Source organism: Verrucomicrobiia bacterium, from assembly GCA_036268055.1.
Taxonomy (GTDB): domain Bacteria; phylum Verrucomicrobiota; class Verrucomicrobiia; order Limisphaerales; family Pedosphaeraceae; genus DATAUW01.
The window spans coordinates 63272-75509 of the sequence record DATAUW010000012.1 but is presented as its reverse complement, the minus strand read 5'-3'; the positions used below and the strand labels follow the sequence as shown (position 1 = coordinate 75509).

At 51.8% G+C, this 12238-nt stretch carries 11 protein-coding genes; 6 read left to right on the top strand and 5 right to left on the bottom strand.

Translation table 11 applies throughout. From position 1 onward, the window contains the following. The first annotated feature begins 54 nt into the window (after positions 1 to 54). Complete coding sequence (locus VH413_05970; GenBank protein HEX3798232.1) at positions 55 to 1185, top strand: AI-2E family transporter; 1131 nt, start codon at positions 55 to 57, stop codon at positions 1183 to 1185. A gap of 150 nt (positions 1186 to 1335) precedes the next feature. After that, positions 1336 to 2475, top strand: coding sequence for a DUF748 domain-containing protein (locus tag VH413_05965; protein HEX3798231.1), 1140 nt, complete (start codon positions 1336 to 1338; stop codon positions 2473 to 2475). Positions 2476 to 2500: 25 nt separating this feature from the next. On the opposite strand, the gene VH413_05960 is transcribed toward VH413_05965, so the two are convergent. Both VH413_05960 and VH413_05955 read right to left on the bottom strand, forming a co-directional pair. Beyond that, the gene (locus VH413_05960; protein HEX3798230.1) at positions 2501 to 4786 is read right to left on the bottom strand and encodes a hypothetical protein; all 2286 of its coding nucleotides are present in this window, start codon (positions 4784 to 4786) and stop codon (positions 2501 to 2503) included. A gap of 39 nt (positions 4787 to 4825) precedes the next feature. Then, positions 4826 to 5476, bottom strand: coding sequence for a hypothetical protein (locus VH413_05955; GenBank protein ID HEX3798229.1), 651 nt, complete (start codon positions 5474 to 5476; stop codon positions 4826 to 4828). Between the two features lie 568 nt (positions 5477 to 6044). On the opposite strand from VH413_05955, the gene VH413_05950 reads away from it, so the two are divergent. After that, positions 6045 to 6692: a hypothetical protein gene (locus tag VH413_05950; protein HEX3798228.1), complete on the top strand. Its 648-nt coding sequence runs from the start codon at positions 6045 to 6047 to the stop codon at positions 6690 to 6692. Positions 6693 to 7077: 385 nt separating this feature from the next. On the opposite strand, the gene VH413_05945 is transcribed toward VH413_05950, so the two are convergent. Both VH413_05945 and VH413_05940 read right to left on the bottom strand, forming a co-directional pair. Continuing rightward, positions 7078 to 7623, bottom strand: coding sequence for a hypothetical protein (locus VH413_05945; GenBank protein ID HEX3798227.1), 546 nt, complete (start codon positions 7621 to 7623; stop codon positions 7078 to 7080). 137 nt (positions 7624 to 7760) lie between these two features. Continuing rightward, the gene (locus VH413_05940) at positions 7761 to 7916 is read right to left on the bottom strand and encodes a DUF3309 domain-containing protein (protein HEX3798226.1); all 156 of its coding nucleotides are present in this window, start codon (positions 7914 to 7916) and stop codon (positions 7761 to 7763) included. 328 nt (positions 7917 to 8244) lie between these two features. Between VH413_05940 and VH413_05935 the strand changes: the two genes are divergently transcribed. From VH413_05935 to VH413_05925, 3 genes are all read left to right on the top strand, one after another. Next, positions 8245 to 9318 carry a putative zinc-binding peptidase gene (locus VH413_05935; GenBank protein HEX3798225.1) on the top strand — a complete coding sequence of 358 codons (1074 nt, stop codon included), beginning with the start codon at positions 8245 to 8247 and terminating at the stop codon, positions 9316 to 9318. A gap of 296 nt (positions 9319 to 9614) precedes the next feature. Beyond that, entirely contained in the window at positions 9615 to 9830 is a 216-nt protein-coding gene (locus VH413_05930) for a hypothetical protein (GenBank protein ID HEX3798224.1), read from the top strand. A gap of 57 nt (positions 9831 to 9887) precedes the next feature. Continuing rightward, entirely contained in the window at positions 9888 to 10934 is a 1047-nt protein-coding gene (locus VH413_05925) for an RNA polymerase sigma factor RpoD/SigA (GenBank protein HEX3798223.1), read from the top strand. Between the two features lie 37 nt (positions 10935 to 10971). Here VH413_05925 and VH413_05920 read toward each other — a convergent pair whose 3' ends face one another. Then, entirely contained in the window at positions 10972 to 12228 is a 1257-nt protein-coding gene (locus VH413_05920) for a hypothetical protein (protein HEX3798222.1), read from the bottom strand. Positions 12229 to 12238 lie beyond the last annotated feature (10 nt).

Here is a 12238-nt window from a genome sequence, read left to right as displayed (position 1 = left end):
TCTCCTGCGAAGATACAACGGTCCGCGAGTCTGAATGGATAATCGAAAAAATTTATGCGTGCTGTAAAAAAAGTCAGTGCTCACGATGAATCGGTTTCATCCGGTTTCAGCACGTGGCATAAGGGAGAAGACCTTGACGAAGATAAATTAACCAGCCGCGCACCCGCCCATTCGCTCGCGTCCCACGTGAGCATTTTGACGGCGCTGGGCATTATCGGGTTTCTATATTTTGCGCGCACGGTTTTTTTGCCGGTGTCGCTGGCCGCAGTCGGCGCGATGGCGCTCAAGCCGCTTCTCCTTTGGCAGATGCGGTGGCGCGTCCCGCGCGTGGTCGGCGCCGGCGTGATCGTCGGCGTCCTGCTCGCGATCCTCGCTTTCGGATTTGTGGAATTGAGCCAGCCCGCCATGAAGTGGATCAGCAACGCGCCGCAGAGCATCGGGCAGTTGCGCGAACGCATGGATAAAATGCTGCCCACGGAAAAAATCAAACAGGCCACGGATATGCTCAGTCAAACCGGCGAATCAACAACCAAACAAGCCCCGGTACAGGTTAAGGAAGCTTCCGATCCGACCAAGGCCATCAACTGGACGGCGGGGTTTTTGGGCGGCTTTATCGAGACCACGATTTTGCTCTATATGTTTCTCGCGATGGGCGACGCTTTTTTGAACAAGATCTTTGACGGCGATGGCATCCGTGACAAGCATCGCGCAGTAAGCATCGCCCAGGAAGTCCAGCAGACCATCTCGAATTATCTCTTCACGGTTTCGTGGATCAATTTCACGTTGGGAATTTGTGTCGGCACCGGATTGTATTTTCTTGGCGTTCCCAACGCGGCGCTGTGGGGATTGCTCGCGGCGCTGTTGAATTACATTCCTTATTTTGGCCCCATCGTCGGGATCATCATCATCGCCGCAGTCGGCGTGCTCACGGCGGATTCGTTGCCGAAAGGCCTGTTGCCGGCGGCGTGGTATTTGATTTTGCACATCGCTGAAGCGGATTTCATCACGCCGATTTTACTGGGAAAACATTTCACGATGAGTCCGCTGGTCATTTTTGTCGCGCTGCTTTTCGGAATATGTTTGTGGGGCGTGCTGGGCGCGCTGCTCGCCGTGCCCATCTTGATCTCGATGAAAGTCATTTGCCAGCGGGTGCCCGCGTTCTCGTTTGGCTGCCGGTTTTTATAAACGAACCTCCCTGCTCTCGTGAAAACAGATAAAACGCACTTGTCTGACCATCGCCGTTCTGAAGAATTGACTTTTCGCAGAAGTGATTCCAGTGACGCGCCACTTCCCTCAAAAAATTCCGAGCCCGCCAACAAATCAAAACCGCGCGGGTTGAAGAAACGCTGGCAACATCTGGGCCTCAAGATCCAAATCACAATAATTTCCATCATTGTTCTGCTCGGCGCCTTGCGCATCGCGATGCCTTACATCGTGAGGGATTACGTCAATAAACAACTCGCCAAGTTGCCCGAATATACCGGCCACGTGAACGCGATTGATATTCATCTTTGGCGCGGGGCGTATAAAATCCGCGACCTGCAAATCTCCAAAACCGGCGGCGCCGTGCCCGTCCCGTTTTTTTCTGCGCCCGCGATTGATATTTCATTACAATGGCGCGAACTCTTTCACGGCTCGGTGGTGGGCGAGATCGCGGTGGAAGAACCGCAATTAAACTTCGTCTCCGGTCCCACCGACAAGGAAAGCCAATCCGGCAAAGGTCAGCCCTGGGAAAAAACCGTGCAGAGTTTTTATCCGTTCGATTTGAACCAATTTGAAATCCGCAATGGCAACGTGCATTTCAAAGATTTCTTCAAATCCAAGCCGGTGGATATTTACATCACCAATCTTTATCTCGTGGCGACAAACCTCACCAATACGCGCGATAAAAAGGAAAAACTTCCGGCGGGCGTCACCGCGCGCGCGCAGGCGCTGGGCGATGGCCAGTTTACCATGGCGGTGAAGCTCGACCCGCTGGCATTGCGCCCGACTTATGAAATCAATGCCACGCTCACAAATGTGGACCTGACCGCGCTGAATGATTTTCTCCGGGCGTACGCAAAAGCGGATGTCGAGAAAGGGCGGTTTTCGCTTTTCACTTCTGTGGCGTCGGTGGATGGAAATTATCAGGGCTTCATCAAAGTCCTGTTTCAAAACCTGGATGTGTTCGCGTGGGACAAAGAACGGAAGAAAAACATTTTGCAAATTTTCTGGGAAGGAATCCTTGGGACTTTGAGCGCCGGATTTAAAAATCATCCGCATGATCAGCTCGCCACGCAGATTCCGATTTCGGGAAGTTACACGAACAGCCACGTGGGAGTTTTTCCCGCTGTGGGCAATTTGTTGAAGAATGCCTTCATCCGCGCGCTGGTGCCGAACATCGGCAAGCCCGTCCAGGTGCAGGACGTGGAAAAGAAGGTGGGAAATTCCCCATCGCCCTCCAGTGGCGAAGCGCTTCCGTCCAAAGCGAAGTGAGGACGTAATTTACAGTTTAGCGGCGTTATTTCTGTTGATGCAACAAGCCCGTTAAAGTGGCTGCCGGTGGCGTCACTGGCGTTTCCCGGTCGGAGAGGTTGAAAAGTTTAAAACCCACTTGCTCTAACTTCACGTTGCCAGCCGTCGTGAGAGAATTTGGAAACACATCTTGCAGAAAGCTTCGATTCAACCGCATGAGATTCGCCACGCCGAATGGCACATGGTCTTTGCCGGCTGGGGACTGCGCCGCATGAGTGCGCGCTGCCATGAGTTTCAACGTCTGCGGCGAGGCGTGGAATTTATTAAGCAATTCTTGTGTGCATAATTTTTTATCCAGCAGCAAGAGATTGAATATGGCGGTCAGTTTTTCGAGCACAGGCTTATGCTCCAGAGACTTTATAGATTCATCCTGGTTAAGATGCTCGGTGATTTTCATCACAACTTCCTGCAATGGTGAGGCCAACTGGTTCGTGTCTCGGCTTAGTTTATTTACCAGATCTTGAATCTCTACAAAATTGTCCTTTGAAAATTTCAAAGCCTCTAAATCATCCTCAGGCAAAGAAGTCTCAACCATCCGGTACACGATGACAATCGGCCCGGCCGGGGCAGCATTGCTTTGCGCAGTGGTGACCGTCTGTTTGGTTGTGCTGCCGCCACCGCCATTGTTACCGCCACCGCCGCCGCTGTTCGAACCGCTGCCGCCTCCGTTATTGGCACTACTTCCGCTGCCACCGCCGCCGCTTCCACTACTGCCGCTGTTACCGCCCCCACCTCCACCCCCTCCGCCACCGCCGCCTCCACCACCACCCGAACCTGTGCTGGTAGTCGTGGTTACTGTAGTCGTGGTAACGCCGTTGGTATTGGTGGCTTGCTGGACCTGAGAACTTTGATTTCTTTGGAAATATTGGCCTGTGCCCGCGGCGACGGCTGCGGCGATCGTCGTGGAATCCTGATTCATATCAATCTCCGCCAAATACATTTCGGGAGTGCGATGAATAGCCACGGTTTGTTTGGCCAGGAATTGCACGGCGGAAATGGCATATTCCTCGTCGGGATCGGGCAACGTCTCCACATCATAGATGACTTTCGCCAAATCAGGCTGGCCCAAAAAATCAGGATAAGCATCGCGCAAAACCCAGCGGTTCAAACGCGCCGGAGAAGTGGCGCCAATCGTGGATTTATCTAAGTTAATCGTTTCGGGAGAAAGGGTCTTCGCCGACACAAACGGGGCAAGCGCATCAACCATTTGCTTTCTGTTTCCAATTTCATAGGAAGTCAAAGCCCGTTCAACGGCATCGAGCAGGATACTCTCAGCCCGATCAGAATCGAATTGCTTAGTTTGAAAACTATTTAGTGTCTGCTGATCTGGCTCCAATAAACCGGTCCATAATTGTTCAAGGGGTTGGTTATCTTCGCGCTTTTCTGTCAGAGCCGAAACAAGTCCGACCACATCGTTAATGCGTACCGGGCGCACCTCGGATACCAATCTCAGGTCAATTTTTTTCCCCTGGACCAATTTGTTCAGGAGCTTTACCAAATCAAACGGCAGCGCATTTACCTTGTCGCTGTTTTCAATATAGGCTGTCAACGCATAGGCCAGCTCTGGCGGCGCCTGGCGGTCCGCCCTGGCTTGCTTGTCCGCTTCCGCCACCAACTGAAACAACTTTATCGCCACTGCGTTCGTGGGATATTGCAGCTGCCGGGCAAAGGCATCGAAATCCCGAAAACCAAACTGATTCATGTCCGTGGCTAAAGGACTTAGAACTTGTGGAAAACCCGTCATCAGAAGCCCGTGCGCCACAAATTGCGCATTGGGGCTTCCATCGGCGGCATGCTTAAGCAGTCCTACGGGCACACCATTCGCATCCAGATGATTAGTCAACTGGCTCAGTTCCGCGACCGGTAACTGGATAAAATTATCCATCGCTTTGATCACGACGTCATGAAGGGCATTCGATAGATCGTTTTGGTTTTCATACGCTTCCCGATCTTTGGCCAACGCTGCGGCTGTCGCCTTTGAATTATTCAAGAGATCAGCCATGACCGGACTTTCCCCGGACAAAAGAGTAGTGACAAATGTGCGAGGATTCTTGACATCATTGGTCGTCAACGTGAGTGAAATAGTGGCAAAGTTTGTATCCAGCCTGCCCACTAAAAATGAAGCCGGAAGATTGACCCGCACACCTTCGGGATTGGGATGGTCCGGGCCGACTTTTTGCATAGTGACACTCGTGTAACAACCCGCCAGCAATAGAATCGCAAGGAATCCAGCGATTGCGGCCACGCAGTTTTTAATCGAAGCAATTTTCATTTGGGCTAAGAGCCGGATAGAGATAGCGCAGGGTTTACATTATTTCGCCGCATTAACATCAACCCGATCAAGATCGGGAGCGGATGCGCCCACCAAACCCCAGTCGTGATTTACTTTCACAATTTTAAATAAAAATACCGTCGGTTTAGTTAGATTGGTTTCCATCGGATTTAGGTTTAGGAAATCTTTAAGCGTGATTGGAACTCTCTCTGCTTCTCCAAGTTCAGATGAAGTAGATTCGATGAGAGCGGGATTAGAAGAAACCGCTTTAGTAGCAGTAAGAGCCACCTGGGCCGCCGCTTGCACAATAGCTGCGGGAACCGCAGAAGAATCTGTGGCAGCAGTCGAATCGGTCATCACGCCGTTCGTGAAAATGAGGCTCGTATTGTTTACCGCCAGAAAAGAGAAGGCGTTCGCCTGATTTTTCTTGGTGTGGTCCGCAAGGTAGAGCACTGAAGTGGCCCAATTTGAATTCGTATCCCGCTGAACCAGGATATACGGCGACGTATCGTAATAACGGATTCCTTCGCCCGCTTCGTCGTCTGCTTTAGTCGTGATACGGCGGTAAGAGACATTGGCGCAGCCGAGTTCAAATAAAATCGCCGACAGCAGAAAAACGGATAGACCCAGCCTCAAGAGCATGCTGGCTGGCCGGTTAAAAACCTTTTTATTGTTTTTAAAAGGCTTCATTTTGTTTGGAAAAATAGTTCTAAGCCACTTGGAAAACCCGGGCGAAGTTTTAGCGCACCATTAGATAATGACAAGCATTTTGTTTTCTTATTAATTCCATCTAGCGAACATTTTAAAGAGTTTGCCAGCGGGAATATGCGCTTCCGTCAATGTCTATCTTAAGTGGCGTCTAGTTGTGGCAGAATTTTTCTTTAAATCCCTATAAGCACAAACGCTGGACTGAAGAATTCTGGCCGATTCGTTGTTTTGTCCGGATTCGGCACCTCATGGAATTATCAACGGGCGTTACCGTCACTTGGAGGGCAAGCGATTATCGTTCGTCCAAAAATTTTGCCGCATCTTTTTATGTTTCGAGGGATTGGCACGCTCCCGCAAATTGCCTTTCTTATTTCGCGAATAATCAGCAATGGCGGGTTATTTCATCGGAAATTTTTGCCGGCCACAAATTCGCAATGCACTAATAATAAGCAATTTACAAATATATTACTTCTCTTGGCATTTCATCAGCTAATGAGATTGCCGTAAACGCGAGTTACTAAATGCACCAACAAACTAACCACATCGAAATATGAGAAAGCAACTTATACTGGGAGGAACGATTCTGATGGCCGCCGCCACCCCGCTGCTGGCCGACAATCAGCCCGCCGCGGCAAATCAAAACACCATTCCTGATGCGCCGGCTCCTACTCTGGCCTACGATCAAGTCCATGCACAACCTTCCGGCCAACCCTCTGGCCAAACTGATCGGGGTCTCTTCTACAAGAACCCTGATGATCTCTATCAAGCAAACGAATTCTCGGTGGATTTGTTCGGAACGGATGCGTTGGATAAACATACCATTGATCATCCCTCCGGCCATCGTATCCGGCACGATTCGCGGCTCGGCGCGGGTCTTGGGGTTAATTATTTTTTCCTCCGCTACCTGGGCGTGGGCGCTGAGGCTTACTCGGAAGATACCCGCCACAACTTCGTGGATAATGTCTCCGGCAGTTTGATCGGGCGCCTTCCCATCGGAAATTCCGGTTTTGCGCCTTATGCGTTCGCTGGTGGCGGTCATCAATTTGACCCGGTGATCGCTAGTTTCGGCCATGTCGGCGGCGGCTTGGAATACCGTTTCATCCATAATGTCGGCATCTTCGTGGATGCCCGCTGGGTATGGACCGACCGCGACCGCGACTATGGCCTGGGCCGGGCTGGCGTGCGTGTCGCTTTCTAAAAATTTACAAAACCCGCTAAAATCCCCCTACGCCCCGGCGGAAAGAGAACCGCCGGGGTCTTCTTTTATATAAAACGCGCTCGTGGTTTTATCCTGACCTGCGGTCCATTGAAGAATTTTTTCTGCACTCTGACGCTTCTATTCTGACCAAGCTTCTTCTCGCAAGTGGCAAGAAGGAGGATCAAATCAGCTTGTGATCGGTACAAACCATTAACCTTTGAGAATTATGGAATCTCTGGGATGAAGCACGTTATTACAGTGATCATTCGTTTACTATCCTCTCGGAACATTTTTACCCGTGTTTAATTCGTGTTACACCTGTGGCTAAAAAAAGACCCGGCGGACCAAAAGTCGCCGGGCTTTGAACGGACGTTTTACCGAAAGATTAGTGCTGCGTGCCAGCGCCGGGGCCAACTACCGGAACACCGTTGGAAGTCGCGGGAATAAAAAATCCATTCGTGCCATTTCCACCGTTAGGAGTGCGATTAAATCCATTGGTCACTCCGCCCCGGATTCCACCGTTGCCATTATTGACCGCTGGGTTTTGAATATTTGGATTCGACGAGATAGGATTATTCGGATTGATCGAACCCGGCGTGTTGATCGTCCCTGGTGTATTCGGATTATTTAAAGAACCCGGAGGAGTCAGGTTGGGATTATTGGGCGACGTCAGATTTGGATTCGCTGGAGGCGTCAAATTAGGATTGTTCGGCGACGTTAAGTTGGGGTTGCTTGGCGGCGTGAGGTTAAGACTCGTGGGCGACGTCAGATTTGGATTACTCGGCGGTGTCAGGTTCGGGCTATTGGGAACCGGCGTATTGGGCACTGTCGTGTTTGGACTCATCGGTGTTCCAGTGCGCGGCGGCGTGCCCGCCGCTCCACCGCCTACAACAACTCCCGGCGCCGCGTAGGCGTTAAGACCAAAAGTCACAAGCGCGGCTCCGCACATTGAAGCGGCCCTCTTGAATATAGTTTGAGTTTTCATTTTGCTTTCTGGTTATTCATCGCGAGGTGCGACGATGGGTTGACTTGCTTGATAAATTTAAATTCGCGCTGAGAAAATGGTGTTCAAATCCAGCCGAGCATCACCATCATTAATAGAATGAGGACAACGGTTCCCAAGGTGCCACTGGGCGCATATCCCCATGACCGGCTGTGCGGCCAGGTCGGTAGTGCACCGATGAGAAGAAGCACTAGAACAATTAGTAATATCGTGCCGATCATATTTTGCCTTTCATTAATTCTTATCAAGCTGGCGCGATGCCAACCATAACCACGGCGTTTTGACGCCAATTTATGTCTATTCGCCCCGGTTAAATCAAATTCCCCATTTTTAGAAAGCAAAACGCAATTATTTCGAAAGCAAATTGCCGCGAACACGTTTGAATTGTTGCCTCTCGCAATTTGCCGCACAACCTACGGCCTAGCTGCATTTCGCAATTTCTTTTTTTGCGTAAATTATTTTGGCCGAGCTTTCTCCGCACAAACTCGTCTCTAATTCTTCTCTTAAGCTGGCATTTCGAGTGCTAAAGCAGCGTGACAAAATTCTACGGTGAAAACATTTCATTGCGATAACTGCGGCAGCCTCGTTTTTTTCGAGAACGTCAAGTGCGTCAAATGCGGCCACGTTCTCGGTTTCCTACCGGCTGCCGGCGAACTGGGCGCGCTTGTGCCTGAAGGCGGCCAATCCTGGCGGCCCATTGCTAGCGCTTTTAGAAATCAGCTCTATCGCCAATGCCAAAACAGCAGCGAGCATGAAGTGTGTAATTGGATGGTCTTAATGGCTGACCCCAATCCCTTTTGCGAATCCTGCCGCCTCAACGAGATGATTCCCGATTTGTCTATCGCCGAAAATCTCGAGCGCTGGCGCAAACTCGAAAAGGCCAAGCGCCGACTGGTTTATACCTTAATGCACTTGGGACTTCCGACCGAAGGCGCGCCTGCCGAAAATCGTCCCTCATTGCGTTTTAAATTTATTGCCGACGTACCCGGCGGACCGCCAGCCCTCACTGGTCATTTGAACGGCTTGATCACCTTGAATATCGCCGAAGCGGACGACGCCGAACGCGAGCGCCGCCGCGTCGGTTTTCACGAACCCTATCGCACGCTCCTTGGCCATTTCCGGCACGAGGTCGCGCATTATTATTGGGATCGGCTTATCGCGAACAGCCAATGGCTCGCGCATTTTCGTGAATTATTCGGCGATGAAACCACCGATTACGCCGCCGCGCTCAAGCGTCATCACGCGCAAGGGCCACCACCCGATTGGCAAACCCATTTTGTCAGCGCGTATGCGACGACGCATCCGTGGGAAGACTGGGCGGAGACCGGCGCGCATTATTTTCATATCGTGGATATGGTCGAGACGGCGCACAGTTTCGGCGTCTCGCTCAAGCCGAATCACCCCGCCGCCAAATCCATGTCCACTGATCTCAAGCGCGTTGACGACCGCGACGCCGATTTTGAAACCATCCTCGCCAGTTGGTTTCCGTTGACCCACGCGCTCAACTCCCTTAATCGCGGCATGGGTCTGCTCGATGCCTATCCCTTCGTTTTATCCGATCCCGCGATTGAGAAATTAAAATTTGTCCACGAAGTCTTCCGCAATTCCCGCATCGGAAAATAACAATCGGTAAGCGTTTCCGGTTTTTTATTCCCAAAGTACCAATCTATTTCAGGATGGGGCCTGAAAACCGAAAACGTAAACCTTAACTTTTCCTCTTTTCGCATTCTGCCACTCACTAAAACCCCCATCTTCGCATCTTGCATTCTGCGGAAATCGGCCCGCGCGAGGAATGTTTCATTTCCCTAATATTTTTGCCAATCGCTGTCAGCCAGGCTCGTGGCACATCTCTAGCGTTAAATGATAGCATGACGAACAATTCTCGATACCAGATTTCCAGCAGATGTGACGGTCCAAATATGGTCCCTCATTTCGGCAAAGCCAGCCGTTGGAACAACCTCGTGGAAACGATGAAGACCCACTTCTCGCGTTTGCTTCAGAACCAGATCGTGAACAATCTCTCCACTCCCACGAACCTCAAATCTAAATCGGGCGGCGCCAGGAAGAGTCGTTTCTCCCATATTTACGGTCCGGGAGCCATGCCCGTTTCGGCTTTCAATTCGCAGCTTGGCTAAATCGCAACGGTCGCATTCAACTTCGATCTCAATAGCGTATGAACCATTAAGGGCATCATGAAAAAAACATCCATGAAAGTGTCGCGCGTCAATTTTAAACGTAAAAGCTCGCTTAAAATTAAACCGGTAAAATCTCTTTCGCGCCGGCCGAAATTTTCTCCGCAGCCGAACGAAGAAAAAATCATCAATCTGACGCGCCTGTTGAAGCCGGAAGCGCCTACTCTCGCACCCGCGGAACCTGCCGTGCGCCGCGATGACCGCCGTCCTTACGATGGAAACACTGCTTTCAAACTGTACCTTCGCGAGGTTGGCCAAACCCGCCTGCTCACGCCCGCCGAAGAAGTGACGCTCGCCCGCCGAATCAAACGCGGCGACCGGGTCGCGCGCGAGCAGATGATCAAAGCCAATCTGCGGCTCGTCGTAAAAATCGCCCACGGTTACGAGGATTGCGGCATGCCGCTGCTCGATTTGATCAGCGAGGGCAACGTCGGCTTGATGAAGGCGGTCGAGCGTTTTGATCCCACCAAGGGCGCCAAACTTTCAACCTACAGCGCGTGGTGGATCAAGCAATCCATCAAGCGCGCGCTCGCCAATCAATCCAAAACCATCCGCCTGCCGATTCATGTCGTGGATAAACTGTTTCGCATCCGCCGCGCCGCTGTGAAGATGCAACAGGAACTCGGACACGAACCGACCGATGAAGAATTGGGTGGCGAGTTGGGCATGCGCCCGGCCAAGATCGCGCAACTCCGCACCGCGGCCATCCGCCCCATCTCGCTCGAAACTCCTTTCGATGGCGACGAAGATTCCAACCAAATCTCGGAGACGGTCAAAGACGAAAATGCCAATACGCCCTACGAGCAGCTTGAACAGAAGACGAACACCAATATGGTTCGTCAGTTGACTTCGACGCTCGCACCGCGTGAATTGGAAATTCTTCGCTGCCGTTTCGGCCTGGACGGCGAGAATGAAAAAACGCTCGATGAAGTCGGCCACAAATTCGGCCTGACGCGCGAACGCATCCGCCAGATTCAAAACGTGGCGTTGAAAAAACTTCGCAAGAGCGTGGAAAAACTTGAGGGCGGCATTCGTTTCGCCGCGTGACGAATTTTAAACCATCAACTTTTTGACAAGCTCATGATCACTGACGCGCGGAAACTGCGGACGCATCTTTGGCGGAATCTTTTGACCAAATGGCGCGAATCACAGACTCATCGCCCAGGCCATTGGGAACGGTTGGACTTGGATTATTCGCGTAATACCAGTTTCGATGGTCGAGCGGCGAACGCACCACGCGGCTGCCAGGCATTTCAAGCCAGCCGTTAGTATCGGTCTTGCGCACCCAGTCCCAGGCGTAGTTCAGCCAATTACTGCGATATTCGGCGTTCTGATGCGCAAACCAGCTAATCTCGTCGTAGCCCCAAACCCAGTTGAAACTTCCCGGCTCGTTCGGCTTGCTTGGATGCCGACTCACGCCGTAATTATCCAGTTCAACCAGGTAAGGCAAATGTTCGCAGGACCAACCGCTGTAGGTCAGGCCGCCTTTGCTGTGGCCGTAAATTCCATCCGAGAATCCGACTTTCAAAATCGCTTCCTCCGGTTTGTCGGGAACTTCCATCACGCGCAAGGGAAACGCGTGGAAGTCCAACAACAATTTTCCTTGTCGCGCTAGGCCGCCGCTGGGCGTGTGGCCGTTGCACAAAACCATGTGGCGCCGCGCATGTTCCGTCGCGTAATTCCGCGTCATGGTCAGGACCTGTTCCCAGCTTGCATTTCCGCGATCATTTTTTGCCATCAACTCCACCTGCCCCCAATGAATTCCCTCGAAACCAAGATCAATATAGGAGCGAGCGAGGAAATAAAACCATAGCTTCGTCTCGGGCTTGCTGACGTCCGGCACGGCCGCGTTCTGGTTCCATTTGCGGCCCTGGCCTTCGGGATAAATGATGTCTTCGTAGCGGAAATTTCTTTTTTCCACCGGCAGGTTAAAGGCCTCAAACGCCCACGCGGGAACCGGCACTTGTTTTACCTGGCGGCTCACGATTTCAAAGATGCACGCTTCGAGAACAATGTCCGGGTCCGCCGCATGCACCAGCGGCACTTGCTCCTTCGCGCGCGTGAAGTTGCTCAACAGGTTCGCTTCCCCGCCCCACAGGCAAATGCTCCGGCCAATATATTTCGCGCCCATGTCTTTGAGCATGCGAATATTTTCCTTCAGGTCGCCCTGGCCATTCAACATTCCCTGCATGGTGATGGAACGCGCCAGATAATTTTCCAACACCTCGCGCGAAATGGTTTTGTCAAAAGCGTAACCGCCGGTACGGGCGGTTGCCGGCGGTGATTTCATATCCTCGCCGCTCGCCGTGATGCTCGTTAAAATAAAACTGCCTGCGAGCATCGCTGCGCAA